The sequence below is a fragment of the Pseudomonas sp. HMSC063H08 genome (genome assembly GCF_001813645.1).
GTDB lineage: Bacteria > Pseudomonadota > Gammaproteobacteria > Pseudomonadales > Pseudomonadaceae > Pseudomonas > Pseudomonas aeruginosa.
The window spans coordinates 374,870-391,519 of sequence record NZ_KV813429.1 but is presented as its reverse complement, the minus strand read 5'-3'; the positions used below and the strand labels follow the sequence as shown (position 1 = coordinate 391,519).

Here is a 16,650-nt window from a genome sequence, read left to right as displayed (position 1 = left end):
GGTCGACGGTTCGATCCCGTCTAGCTCCACCACATTCCAAGGCCAGCATCGCTGGCCTTACTTTTCGAAGGTTTCATTGTCCCCTTCGTCTAGTGGCCTAGGACACCGCCCTTTCACGGCGGTAACAGGGGTTCGAGTCCCCTAGGGGACGCCACTTTTTCCCGCTCTGCGGGGCTCTATAGGGCCATTCCGAATTGGAATGGCCCTTTTGTTTTTTCCCTTTTCGAATTTCCTGACAGACGGTCCGGCCGTACGCTTGCCGATTTTTATTATGCATATAATATTTCACTCATAATATTTTCGGAGATCGTCATGAGCGACAAGAAAACCCAGACCCGTGCCCGCATCCTCGGTGCCGCCACCCAGGCCCTGCTCGAGCGGGGCGCCGTCGAGCCTAGCGTCGGGGAAGTGATGGGCGCGGCGGGGCTCACCGTCGGCGGCTTCTATGCCCACTTCCAGAGCAAGGATGCGCTGATGCTCGAGGCGTTCGAGCAATTGCTCGGCAAGCGCCGCGAACTGCTCGGTGAACTCGACCCCGGATTGTCGGGAAAGGAGCGTCGGGCCTTGGCGGCCGCTTTCTACCTGTCGCGCAAGCATCGGGACGCACAGGTCGACGCCGGTTGTCCGCTGCCGGCGACCCTCGCCGAGGTGGCGCGCCTGCCGGAGGGGTTTCGCGAGGTCTTGAGCAGGCATGTCGAGATCATGGTCGCCAGCCTGGCGGAAAGTCCCGAGGAAACCGACGTCGCCCTGGCCGACCTGGTGTTGATGATTGGCGGTTTGGCGCTGGCCCGGGCATTGGGGCCGGGCGAGCTGTCCGACCGGGTTCTGCGTGCCGCCAAGCAGGCGGTGAACTGAGGAGGTACGAGATGAGCAGCCTGACCTGGATTCGCGGTTTCAACGGGACGATCGGCCGCATCGCGCCGCGTTGGACGGCCGAGCGTATGCGTCGGGCGTTCATGATGCCTGGCGAGTGGCCGCCGAAGGATTGGGAGCTGCCGCTGCTGGCCAGCTCGGAGCGCGTCACTCTGCGCTTCGGGCTGTCGGTGTTGCGCTGGGGCGAGGGGCCGGCAGTCCTGCTGCTGCATGGCTGGGCCGGCAGGCCGACACAGTTCGCCCATCTGATCGAGCAACTGGTCGGCGCGGGTTATTCGGTGTATGCCCTCGATGCGCCGGCCCATGGCCGCTCGCCGGGCAGGGAGGCGAACGTGGTGCTGTTCGCCCACGCCTTGCTGGAGGCCGCTGGCGAGTTGCCGCCGCTGCGTGCGGTGGTCGGTCATTCCCTGGGTGGCGCGGCGGCGTTGCTGGCGGCCCAGATGGGGCTGCGCAGCGAAGCGCTGGTGACGGTCTCGGCGCCGTCGCGGATTCTCGAACAGTTGCGCCTGTTCGCTCGTTTCGTCGGTTTGCCGGCCCTGGCTCGCTCGCATTTCATCCGCCTGGTCGAGCGTCAGGCGGGCATATCCGCGGCGTGCCTGGATGTGGCGCGCTACCGTCTGGAAATGCCCGGACTGGTGGTGCATGCCGACGACGACCCGCGCGTAGCGGTGGAAAATGCCGAGCGCATCCATGCCGCCTGGCCGGCCAGTCGCTTGCTGCGCCTGCCGGGCGGCGGCCACCACCGACTGCTCGGCGAGCGCAGGCTGAGCGAGTCGCTGCTGGCGCTGCTCGAGGAGCGTCCGGCGATGCGCGCTTGCCGGCGCGTGGAAAAGACGGCGAGCGCTTCCTGAGGCGCGTAGCAGAGGGGTTGTCGTTGTCCTGACCTCGGTTCTTCGGTAAAAAGCGCTGTGGCCCGCGCGGAGCGATCCGGCGGGGCGAGCCGTTTCGAATCGAGGAATGCCCATGACATTGCCGCTGGATCGGGTCCTGCTGCAGGCCAGCCCGGTATTGCCGGTGCTGGTGATCGAGGACGTGGCGCTGGCGCCCGACCTGGCGCGCGCGTTGTATGCGGGCGGCGTCACGGTGCTGGAAGTGACGCTGCGCACGCCGCAGGCGCTGGACGCGATCGCCGCCATCCATCGCGAGGTGCCCGAGGTCCTGCTGGGGGCGGGTACCCTGATTCACACCGAGCAGTTTCTCGAGGCACGCGACGCGGGCGCGCAGTTCGCCGTCAGCCCCGGATGCACGCCGCGCCTTGCCGCCGCCGCGGAGGATGCCGGCCTGCCATACCTGCCCGGGGTGATGACGCCTTCGGAAGTGTTGCTGGCGCTGGAGTACGGTTATCGCTCGCTGAAGCTGTTCCCGGCCGATGGCACTGCCAGCGTGAAAATGCTGAAAAGCCTGAAGGGGCCGTTCACCGGCATCCGCTTCTGCCCGACCGGCGGGGTCAACCTGGACAACCTGCTGAATTTCCTCCGCCTGCCCAATGTCGCCTGTGTCGGCGGCACCTGGCTGGCGCCGCCGAGCCTGATCCGGGCGCGGGCCTGGGATCAGATCACACAACTGGCCAGGGAAGCGCGCGAACTGGCCGGCAGCCTGGAGCAGCATTGATGAATTGGGACTACGCCGATCCGTTCGTGATCGACCTCAGGGTCCTCGCCGAGGACATCGACGGGCTCGGCCACGCGAACAACGCCGTCTACGTCAGTTGGTTGGAGCGCTGCGCCTGGCGCCACTCGCAGCGGCTGGGCCTGGACCTGGCCGAGTACCGCCGGCTGGACCGGGCGATGGCGGTGCTGCGCCACGAGATCGACTACCTGGCCGCGGCCTACGAGGGCGACGAACTGCAACTGGCGACCTGGATCGTCGAGTCCGACCAGCGCCTGCGGATGAACCGGCGCTTCCAGTTGGTACGCCCGGCGGATGGCGCCACGCTGCTGCGGGCGCAGACCACCTTCGTCTGCATCGAACTGTCCAGCGGCAAGCCGAAGCGGATGCCGGCGGAGTTCATCGACGGCTATGGCCAGGCTCTGCTAGCCGGGGCCTGACCCGTCGCGCGTCGGCCGGCAGGCATTCGCACTTTGTTCCGGGCGGCGGATTCTCTAGAATCCGCCGCCTGTCATTTTCGAGGTAGTGGTTCGTGCAAATCGCCCTGGCGCCGATGGAAGGTCTGGTGGATGAAATCCTCCGCGACGTGTTGACCCGCGTCGGCGGCATCGATTGGTGCGTCACCGAATTCATCCGCATCACCGATCGCTTGCTGCCGGCCACGGCTTTCCACAAGCTGGCGCCGGAGCTGCGCGACGGCAGCCGGACCCGCGCCGGGACGCCGATGCGTGTGCAGTTGCTCGGCTCCGATCCTGCGTGCCTGGCGGATAACGCCGCGTTCGCCTGTGAGCTGGGCGCCCCGGTGATCGACCTGAACTTCGGTTGTCCGGCCAAGACCGTGAACCGCTCGCGCGGCGGCGCGGTATTGCTCAAGGAGCCGGAGCTGATGCACGACATCGTCGCCGCCGTGCGTCGCGCGGTGCCGAGCGAGATTGCGGTGACCTCGAAGATGCGCCTGGGCTACGACAGTCCCGACGGCGCCCTGGATTGTGCGCGGGCCCTGGCCGACGGCGGCTCGGCCCATATAGTGGTGCATGCCCGGACCAAGGTCGATGGCTACAGGCCGCCGGCGCACTGGGAATGGGTGGCGCGGGTGGCCGAGGTGGTGCGCGTGCCGGTGTTCGCCAATGGCGAGGTGTGGACGCTCGACGACTACCTGCGTTGTCGCGAGGTCAGCGGGGTGGAGGACATCATGCTCGGTCGCGGCCTGGTCTCGCGTCCTGGCCTGGCTCGGCAGATCGCCGCCTGGCGCGATGGCGGCGAAATCCGCGAGATGCCCTGGAGCGAGCTGTTGCCGCTGCTGCGCGACTTCTGGCTACAGGCCCGGCGCAAGCTCGCCCCGCGCTATGCCCCGGGCCGTCTCAAGCAGTGGCTGGGCATGCTCACGCGCACCTATCCCGAAGCCGTCGAGCTGTTCGCGCGGATTCGCCGGGAAAGCGATTGCGAAACCATCGACCGGCTGTTGCAGGTGTCGTTCAGCCAGGCGGCCTAGCTTGCGTAGCAGGCCTAGCGGCCGCCGCTGACATCGATGAAGGTGCCGGTGCTGTAGCTGGCTTCGTCCGACGCCAGCCAGAGAATCGCCCGCGCGACTTCCTCCGCCGTGCCGCCGCGTCCTAGCGGTATGCCGCCCTTCAGGCGTTCGATACGGCCGGGCTCGCCGCCGCTGGCGTGGATCTCGGTATCGATCAGTCCGGGCCGCACCGCGTTGACCCGGATACCCTCCGCCGCCACTTCCCTGGCCAGCCCGATGGTCATGCTGTCGATGGCGCCCTTGGCGGCGGCATAGTCGATGTATTCGTTGGGCGATCCCAGCCGCGAGGCCATCGAGGATACGTTGACGATGCTGCCGCCGCGCCCGCCGTGGCGGGTCGACAGGCGCTTCACCGCCTCGCGGGCGCAGAGGAAGCTGCCGGTCACGTTGGTCGCGAATACCCTGTGCAGGCGCGCCGCGTCGATGTTTTCCAGGCGCGTCTGCGCTTCCAGCACGCCGGCGTTGTTGACCAGCACATCGAGGCGGCCGAAACGTTCGTCGATGGCGGCGAACAGCCGCTCGACATCGCCTTCCTCGGCTACGTCGGCCGCCACCGCCAGGGCTTCGCCGCCCTGGCGCTCGATGCGCTGGCGCAGCGCTTCGGCGGCCTCGCGGTTGCGCAGATAGTTGAGGACGACCGCATAGCCGCGTTCGGCGGCGAGCAGAGCGGTGGCGGCGCCGATGCCGCGGCTGGCTCCGGTGATCAGCATGACGTTGCGCATGATGATGCTCCCCAGGTCAGTAGCGAGTGAAGGTCAGGTAGTCGGCGTCCCAGCCCAGGCCCTGCCAGAACAGGTTGGACAGCGGCGCGTCAAGGGCCGATTGCGCGCGGATCAGGCCGGCGCCGCGCGAACGCAGGGCCTCCTCGGCACTGCCCACCAGTTCCCGGGCCAGGCCCTGGCGGCGGGCCTGCGGCAATACATAGAGCTCTGCGATCTCTCCGACCCGTGCCTGACCGTCCTCGATCTGCCACAGGTGGGCGAGGATGAAACCGCGGGGATGCTGCTGGGCCTCCGCCAGCCAGAGTAAGCGGTTGCGCGAGGCGGCCAGGAGCAGTGCCTGGATCGCCTGTTGGTCGCCGGCATCCAGGGTTTCCCCGGCTTCGCGGACATTGGCTTGCCAGAGCGCGGCCACCGCGGGGACGTCGTCGGCGCTGGCCAGGCGAACCCGGTGTTGCTCTGGCGTCGCATCGAGCTCCTGGCCGACCCGCAGCAGGTTGCCGTCGGGATCGACCAGGGCGAATTCGCGCATGCCCCAGGGCTGGTCTTCCAGGGCCGTGATGCGTGGAATCCCCTGGCCGCCTAGGCCGAGGGCCGCGGCCTGGCGATGCAGCGCCTGGGCGTCCTCCAGGCGCAGGTAGGCAGCGCTACAATTGGTCTTCGGTTCGAGCGCTTCGAACAGCGACAGGTGCAGCTCCAGGGCGCCGCGCTGGAGGATGGCGTAGGTCGGATAGCGAGCGCCAAGGTGGAAGCCGAGGGACTGGTAGAAGGCGCTGGCGCTGTCCAGATCGCGGCAGGGGAAGGTCGGGATTGCGCGTTCCATGGCGACGGTTCTCGAAAGGATGAGTTTCGATCTGAGCACGACGAACGGTCGTTCTCAAGGCTCTTGAAATACTTCCGACGATCCCTATCTAGTTCGTGCGGGATGCCGAAGACGGGTTCCGCATCAGAGTACTTGCTGATAATTCAGGAGATTCGCAATGAGCAACGCTTTTTCCCTCGCCCCGCTGTTCCGTCATTCCGTAGGCTTCGATCGCTTCAACGATCTGTTCGAGTCGGCCCTGCGCAATGAGGCCGGGAGTACCTACCCGCCCTACAACGTCGAAAAGCACGGTGACGACGAGTATCGCATCGTCATCGCCGCCGCCGGCTTCCAGGAAGAAGACCTGGACCTGCAGGTCGAGCGCGGCGTGCTGACCGTCAGTGGCGGCAAGCGCGAGAAGTCCACGGACAACGTGACCTACCTGCACCAGGGCATCGCCCAGCGCGCCTTCAAGCTGTCGTTCCGCCTCGCCGACCATATCGAGGTCAAGGCGGCTTCGCTGGCCAACGGCCTGCTGAACATCGACCTGGTCCGGCTGGTTCCGGAAGAAGCCAAGCCGAAGCGTATCGCCATCAATGGCCAGCGCCCGGCACTGGACAACCAGTAACCGTCAGCGGTGATCGAAAAAAGGCGCCTTCGGGCGCCTTTTTTCATTTCGTTGCGCTATCGGCCCGGGGCTCTGTCGGTTTGCCGTCAGGCACCTCGTCCAGCAGGACGTCGAGGTCGACGGCGGCCGCCATCGCTCGGTTGCCTTCGTCGCTGGGGTGCAGATGGTCGCCGGAGTCGTAGCGCGCGGCGAGCCGCGACGGCTGCTCCGGATCGCGCAATGCCGCGTCGAAGTCGATCACCGCATCGAAGGCGCCGGCATGACGGATCCACTCGTTAACCTGCCTGCGCAGGGCTTCCTTGGCGGGCTGGTAATAATCGCTCAACGGCGTGCCGGGCAGTGCGCCCTCGAACGGCGTGAGGGTCGCGCCGACGACCCGGATACCCCGGTTGTGCGCCTGTTCGATCAATTGCCGGTAGCCGGCGATCAGCGCTTCCAGGGTGGGCGGTGCGGCATTCCGGGCGAAAGCGGTACCGGGCCAGGCAATGTCGTTGATGCCGAGCATCACCACCATGCTGCTTGCGCCTGGCTGGGCCAGTACGTCGCGGTCCAGACGTGCCAGCGCGCTCGCGCCCATGCCGTCGCTCAGCAGGCGGGCGCCGGAAATCCCCGCATTGACCACGGCGACGCCATGCGGGGCCAGGCGTTCGGCGAGGAAGTCCGGCCAACGGCTGTTCCGGTCGAGGCTGGCGCTGGCTCCGTCGGTGATCGAGTCGCCGAGCGTCACCAGCGTCCGCGTTGCCGTTTCGGTTTCGACCAGGATACCTGTCAACAGCAGGCGCGCGGTGGTGCTCTGGCTGTCCGCCGCGTCCAGCCGCAATGCGTGGCTTTGGGTCTGCTCGCCGGCGACGATCCAGCCCGTCTGGCGGCCGTCCCAGTGGAAGGTTTCCATGGGCGTGGCGGCCGGCAGGTAGAGACTCACCAGCACCTGCGAGAGCGCGGCCACCGGCATCGCCACTGGATCGCTGAGTAGCGTGGCGCCGGGCGCGATGGTCGCCGTCCGGCGTCCGCCAAAGGTCACGTCATGCAGGCTGCCGGTGGCGACCGCGGCGCGCTCGGAACCCGGTTTGGCCAGGGTGGCCCGGCCGATCCGGATCGGGCGCTTTCCATAGGTATTTGCCAGGACGATGCGCACGCGCGTTCCTCCCAGGCTGATTCGCGCCAATTGCCGCACCGTCTGGTCGTGCAGTTCGGCTGGCACGTTGCTGGGAAACAGGAAGTCCTCAGCCCAGACCGGCTGCGGGCTGGCCTGCCAGCTGGCGGTCCAGGAAGCGGCCGGCGCGGCGCAGGCGTACAACAGGCTCGTCGCGAGCGCGAAAGCCCGGGTTGCGCTGGAGGTCGCGGCGGGAAGTCTTTCGATGGGTCGTTTCATGTCGTTGAATTCAGTGGTTATCCTGTAGCTGATGATGAATTCAAAGATTTAAGGGAAATAGACCATCGCGGGGAACATCATTTATGAAGCGAAATCATCAGGCAGGGCGCCATGGCCCGGCTTGAAGTCAACCGTTCCGGCGAACTGGAGGTGTTTGCCCGGGTCGTCGAGTCGGGGGGCTTTTCCGCAGCCGCTCGAGGTTGCGGCATGACGCCCTCGGCAGTCAGCAAGCTGATCACCCGGCTCGAACAGCGCCTGGGAACCCGCTTGCTGAACCGCTCCACCCGTCAATTGCAACTGACGCCCGAGGGATGCGCGTTCTACGAGCGCGGGGTGCGTATCCTGGCCGACCTGGAGGAAGCCGAGCGGTGTGCGAGCGAAAACGCGGCGCCGCGCGGGCGCTTGCGAGTCAACGCCAACGTGCCTTTCGGACATCACTTCCTGCTGCCGCTGGTGCCCGAGTTCCTCGCGCAGCATCCCGAGGTGACGCTGGATATCGTGCTGACCGATGAGGTCGTCGACATCCTCGAGCAGCGCACCGACGTGGCCGTGCGCGCGGGGCCGCTGAAAAGCTCGAGCCTGGTGGCGCGCAAGCTGGGGAGCACGCGCATGCTGATCGTCGGTGCGCCGGCCTACCTGGCCCGGCATGGCATGCCGGCCACGCCGCAGGCGCTGCTGGGGCACAACCGCCTCGGCGCCAACTATGTGCGAACGCGCTCCGGCTGGCCGCTACGGGACGCCGGCGAGGAACTCGTGGTGCCGTTGTCGGGCAACGCCCAGGCCAGCGATGGCGAGGCGCTGCGCCGTCTGGCCGTGGCCGGCCTGGGCCTGGCGCGGCTGGCCGCGTTCCAGGTGCGCGAGGACATAGCCGCCGGTCGCCTGATTCCCGTGCTCGAGGCATACAACCCGGGCGACCTGGAGGAAGTCCACGCCGTCTACGTCGGCCAGGGCGGCTATCTGCCGCTGCGCGTGCGGGCGTTCCTGGACTTTCTGGCGGAGCGCGTCGATATGAGCCAGGGTTGATCGCAGTGCTACATGAATACGCCGATTCCGCGGCCGAAAGCTTTTCTTCCTAGCGCTTCAGTAACAGGAGGCAATCCAGATGAGCGATGACATCCAGCGTTACCCCAGCAGCCTGCCGTTTCCCTTTTCCCGCGCGGTGCGGGCCGGCGGCTTCCTGTTTCTTTCCGGACAGGTGCCGATGAGTCCGACCGGCGAGGTGGTACGTGGCGATATCCAGACCCAGACCGAAGCGGTGATGGCACGCATCGGCGAGACCCTGGAGAGCTGTGGCGCGCGTTTCGACCAACTGGTGAAGGTCACCGTCTGGCTGTCGGACATGGCCCACTTCGCCGGTTTCAACGAGGTCTACCAGCGTCATGTGCAGGGGGCCTTGCCGGTACGCTCGACGGTGACCGCCGGGCTGGCGCTGGGGGTCGACGTGGAGGTCGAGGTGCAGGCGTGGGTCGGCGAGGGCTGAGTCGCGAGGGCATTGGCATGCAGGTCGGGTGAGCGCTGGCCGCGGACGGCGAAGAGGGAAGGGCCTACCCGTGGCGTCCGACCTGAATCGCTTCAGGCCGCTGGAGTGCCGTTGCCGAATGCCTGTTCGTCGAGCAGGCGCATGAAGGCGCGCGCGGCGTTCGACAGGGTCCGCTCGGTGTGCAGGATGTAGCCGAGCTGGCGGCTGAGCTGGATGTCCTGTAGCGGCAGGCGCACCACCTGGTCGTCGAGCATGGTCCGCGGCAGCACGCTCCAGGCCAGGCCGATGGAGACCATCATCTTGATGGTCTCCAGGTAGTTGGTGCTCATGGCGATGTTCGGCGTCAGCCCTTCGGCTTCGAACATGCGCCGCACGATGTGGTGGGTGAAGGTGTTGCCGCCGGGGAATACCGCGGGGTGCTTGGCGACGTCGGCGAGGAACACCGTGCCCTGTCGGGCCAGCGGGTGCTCCGGGGCGGCGACGAAGTCCAGCGGGTCGTCCCACACCGGGACTGCGCGCACCGGTTCGGCGGTTTCCGGGGCCAGGGTGATCACCGCCAGCTCCGCACGGCCATGAAGGATCTCCTCGTAGGCCACTTCCGAATCCAGGAACTGGATATCCAGCGCCACCTGCGGATGCGCCCGGGTGAAGGCGCGCAGCAGCGGCGGCAGGCGATGCAGGCCGATGTGGTGGCTGGTGGCCAGGACCAGCCGGCCGCTGACCTCGCCGGTGAGGTTGTTCAGCGCCCGGCGGGTGTCGTCGAGCACGTTGAGCAACTGGTAGGCGCGCGGCAGCAGGGCGCGCCCGGCCTCGGTGAGGTTGACCTCGCGGCCGACCCGGTCGAACAGCCGGGCATTGAGCTGCTGTTCGAGGGCGGCGATGCGCTTGCTCACCGCCGGTTGGGTCAGGTGCAGGCGCTCGCCGGCCTCGGAGAAGCTGCCGGTCTCGGCAATGGCGATGAAGGTGTTGAGGCTGTTCAGGTCCATTGCGGGCCTCCGCTGGTTTCGGCTGCCCGGAGCTTAGCGCCAATGGATTCCTGTTGGGAATGCTTTGGATGAAAAATATGAATTTGAGTTATTCGTAGACAAGCCATAGGATCATCCTCACAAGCCCTGTGGGCATAGAAATGAGCTGATGAGGAAATCCCGATGGCCGGCAAGACCCTCTACGACAAACTCTGGGACATGCACCTGGTCAAGCAGCGCGACGACGGTTCGGCGCTGATCTATATCGACCGCCATATCCTGCACGAAGTGACCTCGCCGCAGGCCTTCGAGGGTCTTCGCCTGGCCGGGCGCAAGCCGTGGCGGATCGACGCCAACATTGCCACCCCGGACCACAACGTGCCGACCACCCGCACCGAGCGCAAGGGCGGCATCGCCGCCATCGCCGACGAGGTCTCGCGCCTGCAGGTGCAGACCCTCGACGAGAACTGCGATGACTTCGGCATCACCGAATTCAAGATGAACGACGTGCGCCAGGGCATCGTCCATGTGGTCGGTCCGGAGCAGGGCGCGACCCTCCCGGGGATGACCGTGGTCTGCGGCGACTCGCACACTTCCACCCACGGCGCCTTCGGCGCGCTGGCCCACGGCATCGGCACTTCCGAGGTCGAGCATGTGCTGGCGACCCAGTGCCTGGTGGCGAAGAAGATGAAGAACATGCTGGTCAAGGTCGAAGGCAGGCTGCCGGCCGGCGTCACGGCGAAGGATATCGTCCTCGCGGTGATCGGCAGGATCGGCACCGCCGGCGGCAACGGCCACGCCATCGAGTTCGCCGGCAGCGCCATCCGCGACCTGTCCATCGAAGGGCGGATGACCATCTGCAACATGTCGATCGAGGCGGGCGCCCGCGTCGGCCTGGTCGCCGTCGACCAGAAGACCATCGACTACGTGAAGGGCCGGCCCTTCGCGCCGAGCGCCGAGCAATGGGACCAGGCCGTCGCCTGCTGGCAGGGGCTGGTGTCGGACGCCGATGCCCGCTTCGATACCGTGGTCGAGCTGGACGCCGCGCAGATCAAGCCGCAGGTCAGCTGGGGCACGTCGCCGGAAATGGTCCTGGCCGTGGACCAGAACGTGCCGGACCCGGCCCGCGAGAGCGACCCGATCAAGCGCGGTTCGATCGAGCGCGCCTTGAAGTACATGGGCCTGCGGCCGAACCAGGCGATCACCGACATCCAGCTGGACCGGGTATTCATCGGTTCCTGCACCAACTCGCGGATCGAGGACCTGCGTGCCGCCGCCGAAGTGGCCAGGGGCCGCAAGGTCGCCGCGACCATCAAGCAGGCGCTGGTGGTGCCGGGTTCCGGGTTGGTCAAGGAGCAGGCCGAGAAGGAAGGCCTGGACCGGATCTTCATCGAGGCCGGCTTCGAATGGCGCGAGCCGGGCTGTTCCATGTGCCTGGCGATGAACCCGGACCGGCTGGAGAGCGGCGAACACTGCGCCTCGACCTCCAACCGCAACTTCGAGGGCCGTCAGGGCGCCGGTGGCCGTACCCACTTGGTCAGCCCGGCGATGGCCGCCGCCGCAGCCGTCAACGGCCGCTTCATCGATGTCCGCGAATTGCTCGCCTGAGGAGAACCGAGATGAAACCCTATACCCAGACGACCGGTCTCGTCGCTCCGCTGGATCGCGCCAACGTCGATACCGATCAGATCATTCCCAAGCAATTCCTCAAGTCGATCAAGCGCACCGGCTTCGGCCCCAACCTGTTCGACGAATGGCGCTACCTGGATGTCGGGCAGCCGGGACAGGACAACTCGAAGCGTCCGCTGAACCCGGACTTCGTCCTCAACCAGCCGCGCTACCAGGGCGCCAGCGTACTGCTGGCGCGGGAGAACTTCGGCTGCGGCTCGTCCCGCGAGCACGCGCCCTGGGCGCTGGACGAGTACGGTTTCCGCACGGTGATCGCACCGAGCTATGCCGACATCTTCTTCAACAACAGTTTCAAGAACGGCTTGCTGCCGATCATCCTGCCCGAGGCCGAGGTGGACGAACTGTTCCGCCAGGTCGAGGCGAACGAAGGCTACCAGTTGTCCATCGACCTGGCGGCGCAGACCGTTACCCGTCCTGATGGCAAGGTGCTGGGTTTCGAGGTCGACCCGTTCCGCAAGCATTGCCTGCTCAACGGCCTCGACGACATCGGCCTGACGCTGCAGGACGCCGATGCGATCCGCGCCTTCGAGGACGGCTACCGCCAGCAGCAGCCCTGGCTGTTCCGCTGAGCGGCACGCGAGTCCCCTTGCCGGGCGCATCCTGGGTAGGGTGCGCCCGGTTTTTCTCCTGGAGTAGGTTCATGAGCGACCACGATGACGTTGTCCAGCGCCAGTTCGGCGCCCAGGCTGCGGCCTACCTGAGCAGCGCCGTGCATGCCCAGGGCGAGGAATTCGCCTTGCTGCGCGACGCCCTGGCCGGGCGCCCGGAAGCGCGGGTCCTCGACCTGGGTTGCGGCGCCGGCCACGTGAGCTTCCAGGTCGCCGCCCTGGCAGGGGAGGTGGTGGCCTACGATCTTTCCGCCGAGATGCTCGCCGTGGTGGCGCAGAGCGCCGCGGAACGGGGCATGGCGAACATCCGCACCGAGCAGGGCAAGGCGGAGAGCCTGCCCTTCGCCGACGGCGAGTTCGATTTCGTCTTCAGTCGCTATTCCACCCATCACTGGCGCGACGTCGGCCTGGCCCTGCGCGAGGTGCGGCGGGTGCTCAAGCCCGGCGGGGTGGCGATCTTCGTCGACGTGGCGGCGCCCGGGCAGGCCTTGCCGGACACCTTCCTGCAGACCGTCGAGCTGCTCCGCGACACCAGCCATGTGCGCAACTACTCGCCGGCCGAGTGGGCGCGCCTGAGCGGCGAGGCTGGCTTGCTGGTCACCGGAAGCCGGCGCCAGCGTCTGCGCTTGGAGTTCCAGTCGTGGGTCGAGCGGATGCGTACGCCGGAGGTGTTCCGCCAGGCGATCCGCAGCTTGCAGCTGGCGGTGGGCGAGGAAGTCAGAGAGTATTTCGAGATTGCCGACGACGGCTCGTTCAGCACCGACGTGCTGGTGCTGTGGCTGCGTCGGGAGTGACGGTTCGATCACGGCGGCGCATGCCCGCCGTTCAATGAATGAAGGACAAGAGGGTGTTATGAGCAAGCAGATCCTGGTTCTCCCCGGTGACGGTATCGGTCCGGAAATCATGGCGGAAGCGGTCAAGGTGCTGGAGCTGGCCAACGACAGGTTCCAGCTCGGCTTCGAACTGGCCGAGGACGTCATCGGTGGCGCGGCCATCGACAAGCACGGCGTGCCGCTGGCCGACCAGACCCTGCAGCGCGCGCGCCAGGCCGATGCGGTGCTGCTGGGCGCGGTAGGAGGGCCGAAATGGGACAGGATCGAACGCGATATCCGTCCCGAGCGCGGCCTGCTGAAGATCCGCTCGCAACTGGGCCTGTTCGCCAACCTGCGTCCGGCCATCCTCTATCCGCAACTGGCCGCGGCCTCCAGCCTGAAGCCGGAAGTGGTCGCCGGGCTGGACATCCTCATCGTCCGCGAACTGACCGGCGGCATCTACTTCGGCCAGCCCCGCGAGCAGCGCGTGCTGGAGAACGGCGAGCGCCAGGCCTACGACACCCTGCCTTACAGCGAGAGCGAAATCCGTCGTATCGCCCGCGTCGGTTTCGACATGGCCCGCGTACGCAACAACAGGCTCTGCTCGGTGGACAAGGCCAACGTCCTCGCCTCCAGCCAGCTGTGGCGGGAAGTGGTGGAAGAGGTGGCGAAGGACTACCCGGACGTCGAGCTTTCCCATATGTACGTGGACAACGCCGCCATGCAGCTGGTGCGCGCGCCCAAGCAGTTCGACGTGATGGTCACCGACAACATGTTCGGCGACATCCTGTCGGATGAGGCTTCCATGCTGACCGGTTCCATCGGCATGCTGCCTTCTGCCTCGCTCGACGCGAACAACAAGGGCATGTACGAACCCTGCCACGGTTCCGCCCCGGACATCGCCGGTCAGGGCATCGCCAACCCGTTGGCGACCATCCTCTCGGTCTCGATGATGTTGCGCTACAGCTTCAGCCAGGCGACCGCCGCCGACGCCATCGAGCAGGCGGTGAGCAAGGTCCTCGACCAGGGGCTGCGCACCGGCGACATCTGGTCCGAAGGCTGCCGCAAGGTCGGCACCCGGGAAATGGGCGATGCCGTAGTCGCGGCACTCAAGAATCTGTAATCTGACGGGCTTGGCCGGCGCCATGATGGCTGCCGGCCAGCTCACTTCTCTCATATAGGTGTAGTTGCGATGAAGCGTGTAGGTCTGATCGGTTGGCGCGGGATGGTGGGTTCCGTACTCATGCAGCGGATGCTGGAAGAGCGGGACTTCGACCTGATCGAGCCGGTGTTCTTCACCACGTCGAACGTCGGTGGCCAGGGCCCGGAAGTGGGCAAGGACATCGCTCCGCTGAAGGACGCCTACAGCATCGACGAGCTGAAGACCCTCGACGTGATCCTGACCTGCCAGGGCGGCGACTACACCAGCGAAGTATTCCCCAAGCTGCGTGAGGCCGGCTGGCAGGGCTACTGGATCGATGCCGCCTCCAGCCTGCGCATGGAAGACGACGCGGTGATCGTCCTCGACCCGGTCAACCGCAAGGTCATCGACCAGGCTCTGGACGCCGGCACCCGCAACTACATCGGCGGCAACTGCACCGTCAGCCTGATGCTGATGGCCCTGGGTGGGCTGTTCGACGCCGGCCTGGTCGAGTGGATGAGTGCCATGACCTACCAGGCCGCCTCCGGCGCCGGTGCGCAGAACATGCGTGAACTGCTCAAGCAGATGGGCGCCGCCCATGCATCGGTGGCGGATGACCTGGCCAACCCGGCCAGCGCGATCCTCGACATCGACCGCAAGGTGGCGGAGACCCTGCGCAGCGAAGCCTTCCCCACCGAGCATTTCGGCGCGCCGCTGGGCGGCAGCCTGATCCCCTGGATCGACAAGGAACTGCCCAACGGGCAGAGCCGCGAAGAGTGGAAGGCCCAGGCGGAGACCAACAAGATCCTCGCCCGCTTCAAGAACCCGATCCCGGTCGACGGTATCTGCGTGCGCGTCGGCGCCATGCGTTGCCACAGCCAGGCGCTGACCATCAAGTTGAACAAGGATGTGCCGCTGACCGACATCGAGGGCCTGATCAGCCAGCACAATCCCTGGGTCAAGCTGGTGCCGAACCACCGCGAGGTAAGCGTGCGCGAGCTGACCCCGGCCGCCGTCACCGGCACCCTGAGCGTTCCGGTCGGGCGCCTGCGCAAGCTGAACATGGGCTCCCAGTATCTCGGCGCCTTCACCGTCGGCGACCAGTTGCTGTGGGGCGCTGCCGAGCCGCTGCGGCGCATGTTGCGCATCCTGCTGGAGCGCTGATCGATCCGGCGCCGCCCGCAATGGGCGGCGCCTCGATTGCCTGGGCGAAGGTGGGCAAGTAAAGTGCCACGCCTATTTCGCAGACCGCCGAGGCTTTTCCCATGTCCCAGCCCCTCAATGTCGCAGTCGTAGGCGCCACCGGATCGGTTGGCGAGGCTCTGGTCGGTCTCCTCGACGAACGCGACTTCCCGCTTCATCGTCTGCACCTGCTGGCCAGCGCCGAGTCGGCCGGGCAGCGCATGGGTTTCGCCGAAAGCAGCCTGCGCGTCGGCGATGTCGATAGCTTCGATTTTTCCAGTGTCGGCCTGGCCTTCTTCGCCGCGGCAGCCGAGGTGTCGCGTGCCCATGCCGAGCGCGCCCGCGCGGCGGGTTGTTCGGTGATCGACCTGAGCGGCGCCCTGGAACCGAGCGTCGCACCGCCGGTCATGGTTTCGGTGAATGCCGAACGCCTGGCCTCGCAAGCGGCGCCGTTCCTTTTGTCCAGTCCTTGCGCCGTAGCCGCCGAACTGTGCGAAGTGCTGGCGCCACTCCTGGCCACGCTGGATTGCCGGCAACTGAACCTGACAGCCTGCCTCTCCGTCTCCAGCCTGGGGCGCGAAGGGGTGAAGGAACTCGCCCGGCAGACCGCCGAACTGCTCAATGCGCGCCCCCTGGAGCCGCGTCTCTTCGACCGCCAGATCGCCTTCAACCTGCTGGCGCAGGTCGGCGCGGTGGATGGCGAGGGGCACAGCGCCATCGAGCGGCGCATCTTCGCGGAGGTGCAGGCCTTGCTTGGCGAGCGTATCGGACCGTTGAACGTTACCTGCATCCAGGCGCCGGTATTCTTCGGCGATAGCCTCAGCGTGACCCTGCAGTGCGCGGAACCGGTGGACCTGGCCGCGGTGACGCGGGTCCTCGATGCGACGAAAGGTATCGAATGGGTCGGCGAGGGCGATTATCCGACGGTGGTCGGCGATGCCCTCGGCCAGGACGAGACCTATGTCGGCCGGGTGAGGGCGGGGCAGGCTGATCCCTGTCAGGTCAATTTGTGGATTGTGTCTGATAATGTGCGAAAAGGTGCCGCGCTGAATGCCGTGCTCCTGGGTGAGTTGTTGATAAAACACTATCTGTAAAAGATACTTACCCACAGATTTGTAGAATTATTCGAGCTTGTTAATACTGGTTCGATCCGCTGCTGCCGGGGAGCGTCCGTCCATGCATGGCTGGGCGAGCGGACAGCAAGCACCGACGCACTCCCTCTCGTGAAACGAGAAAAGAT

The 16,650-nt window shown here is 66.5% G+C and carries 18 protein-coding genes and 1 tRNA gene; 15 read left to right on the top strand and 4 right to left on the bottom strand.

Features of this window, described 5'->3' with window-relative positions; all coding sequences use genetic code 11:
* The first annotated feature begins 78 nt into the window (after positions 1 to 78).
* The 6 genes from HMPREF2924_RS13860 to HMPREF2924_RS13835 all read left to right on the top strand — a co-directional run bounded on the left by HMPREF2924_RS13860 (position 79) and on the right by HMPREF2924_RS13835 (position 3,973).
* A tRNA-Glu gene (locus HMPREF2924_RS13860) sits at positions 79 to 154 on the top strand.
* A gap of 158 nt (positions 155 to 312) precedes the next feature.
* On the top strand, positions 313 to 855 hold the full coding sequence (locus HMPREF2924_RS13855) for a TetR/AcrR family transcriptional regulator (protein ID WP_003091415.1): 543 nt from the start codon (positions 313 to 315) through the stop codon (positions 853 to 855).
* An 11-nt stretch (positions 856 to 866) separates the two neighbouring features.
* The gene (locus HMPREF2924_RS13850; RefSeq protein WP_003107646.1) at positions 867 to 1,724 is read left to right on the top strand and encodes an alpha/beta fold hydrolase; all 858 of its coding nucleotides are present in this window, start codon (positions 867 to 869) and stop codon (positions 1,722 to 1,724) included.
* A gap of 112 nt (positions 1,725 to 1,836) precedes the next feature.
* Positions 1,837 to 2,484 carry a bifunctional 4-hydroxy-2-oxoglutarate aldolase/2-dehydro-3-deoxy-phosphogluconate aldolase gene (locus tag HMPREF2924_RS13845; RefSeq protein ID WP_003091412.1) on the top strand — a complete coding sequence of 216 codons (648 nt, stop codon included), beginning with the start codon at positions 1,837 to 1,839 and terminating at the stop codon, positions 2,482 to 2,484.
* Positions 2,484 to 2,921, top strand: coding sequence for an acyl-CoA thioesterase (locus HMPREF2924_RS13840; RefSeq protein ID WP_003107647.1), 438 nt, complete (start codon positions 2,484 to 2,486; stop codon positions 2,919 to 2,921). Before HMPREF2924_RS13845 ends, HMPREF2924_RS13840 begins: the two co-directional genes overlap by 1 nt.
* Before the next feature lie 92 nt (positions 2,922 to 3,013).
* Positions 3,014 to 3,973 carry a tRNA dihydrouridine synthase gene (locus HMPREF2924_RS13835; RefSeq protein ID WP_003130547.1) on the top strand — a complete coding sequence of 320 codons (960 nt, stop codon included), beginning with the start codon at positions 3,014 to 3,016 and terminating at the stop codon, positions 3,971 to 3,973.
* A 14-nt stretch (positions 3,974 to 3,987) separates the two neighbouring features.
* Here the strand turns inward: HMPREF2924_RS13835 and HMPREF2924_RS13830 are convergent, their stop codons facing one another.
* Positions 3,988 to 4,734, bottom strand: coding sequence for an SDR family oxidoreductase (locus HMPREF2924_RS13830; RefSeq protein ID WP_003091407.1), 747 nt, complete (start codon positions 4,732 to 4,734; stop codon positions 3,988 to 3,990).
* Between the two features lie 16 nt (positions 4,735 to 4,750).
* Complete coding sequence (locus HMPREF2924_RS13825) at positions 4,751 to 5,554, bottom strand: glyoxalase/bleomycin resistance/extradiol dioxygenase family protein (RefSeq protein WP_003130549.1); 804 nt, start codon at positions 5,552 to 5,554, stop codon at positions 4,751 to 4,753.
* 157 nt (positions 5,555 to 5,711) lie between these two features.
* On the opposite strand from HMPREF2924_RS13825, the gene HMPREF2924_RS13820 reads away from it, so the two are divergent.
* Complete coding sequence (locus HMPREF2924_RS13820) at positions 5,712 to 6,161, top strand: Hsp20 family protein (RefSeq protein ID WP_003091405.1); 450 nt, start codon at positions 5,712 to 5,714, stop codon at positions 6,159 to 6,161.
* Positions 6,162 to 6,204: 43 nt separating this feature from the next.
* On the opposite strand, the gene HMPREF2924_RS13815 is transcribed toward HMPREF2924_RS13820, so the two are convergent.
* The gene (locus HMPREF2924_RS13815; RefSeq protein ID WP_003130550.1) at positions 6,205 to 7,533 is read right to left on the bottom strand and encodes an SGNH/GDSL hydrolase family protein; all 1,329 of its coding nucleotides are present in this window, start codon (positions 7,531 to 7,533) and stop codon (positions 6,205 to 6,207) included.
* A gap of 111 nt (positions 7,534 to 7,644) precedes the next feature.
* Between HMPREF2924_RS13815 and HMPREF2924_RS13810 the strand changes: the two genes are divergently transcribed.
* Complete coding sequence (locus HMPREF2924_RS13810) at positions 7,645 to 8,556, top strand: LysR family transcriptional regulator (protein ID WP_003130551.1); 912 nt, start codon at positions 7,645 to 7,647, stop codon at positions 8,554 to 8,556.
* 79 nt (positions 8,557 to 8,635) lie between these two features.
* The gene (locus tag HMPREF2924_RS13805) at positions 8,636 to 9,013 is read left to right on the top strand and encodes a RidA family protein (protein ID WP_003091402.1); all 378 of its coding nucleotides are present in this window, start codon (positions 8,636 to 8,638) and stop codon (positions 9,011 to 9,013) included.
* 92 nt (positions 9,014 to 9,105) lie between these two features.
* Here HMPREF2924_RS13805 and HMPREF2924_RS13800 read toward each other — a convergent pair whose 3' ends face one another.
* On the bottom strand, positions 9,106 to 9,999 hold the full coding sequence (locus tag HMPREF2924_RS13800) for a LysR family transcriptional regulator (RefSeq protein ID WP_003091401.1): 894 nt from the start codon (positions 9,997 to 9,999) through the stop codon (positions 9,106 to 9,108).
* 162 nt (positions 10,000 to 10,161) lie between these two features.
* On the opposite strand from HMPREF2924_RS13800, the gene leuC reads away from it, so the two are divergent.
* The 6 genes from leuC (at position 10,162) to HMPREF2924_RS13770 (ending at position 16,504) form a co-directional block, all read left to right on the top strand.
* Positions 10,162 to 11,586 (top strand): 3-isopropylmalate dehydratase large subunit, encoded by a 1,425-nt coding sequence (leuC, locus tag HMPREF2924_RS13795; RefSeq protein WP_003091399.1) that lies wholly within the window; start codon positions 10,162 to 10,164, stop codon positions 11,584 to 11,586.
* 11 nt (positions 11,587 to 11,597) lie between these two features.
* Positions 11,598 to 12,236, top strand: coding sequence for a 3-isopropylmalate dehydratase small subunit (gene leuD, locus HMPREF2924_RS13790; protein WP_003091398.1), 639 nt, complete (start codon positions 11,598 to 11,600; stop codon positions 12,234 to 12,236).
* A gap of 71 nt (positions 12,237 to 12,307) precedes the next feature.
* Complete coding sequence (locus tag HMPREF2924_RS13785) at positions 12,308 to 13,069, top strand: class I SAM-dependent methyltransferase (RefSeq protein ID WP_003091396.1); 762 nt, start codon at positions 12,308 to 12,310, stop codon at positions 13,067 to 13,069.
* Positions 13,070 to 13,127: 58 nt separating this feature from the next.
* On the top strand, positions 13,128 to 14,210 hold the full coding sequence (gene leuB, locus HMPREF2924_RS13780; protein ID WP_003091395.1) for a 3-isopropylmalate dehydrogenase: 1,083 nt from the start codon (positions 13,128 to 13,130) through the stop codon (positions 14,208 to 14,210).
* Between the two features lie 69 nt (positions 14,211 to 14,279).
* Positions 14,280 to 15,392 (top strand): aspartate-semialdehyde dehydrogenase, encoded by a 1,113-nt coding sequence (asd, locus tag HMPREF2924_RS13775; protein WP_003111187.1) that lies wholly within the window; start codon positions 14,280 to 14,282, stop codon positions 15,390 to 15,392.
* A 101-nt stretch (positions 15,393 to 15,493) separates the two neighbouring features.
* Positions 15,494 to 16,504, top strand: coding sequence for an aspartate-semialdehyde dehydrogenase (locus HMPREF2924_RS13770; RefSeq protein ID WP_003091393.1), 1,011 nt, complete (start codon positions 15,494 to 15,496; stop codon positions 16,502 to 16,504).
* The last annotated feature ends 146 nt before the right edge of the window (positions 16,505 to 16,650 follow it).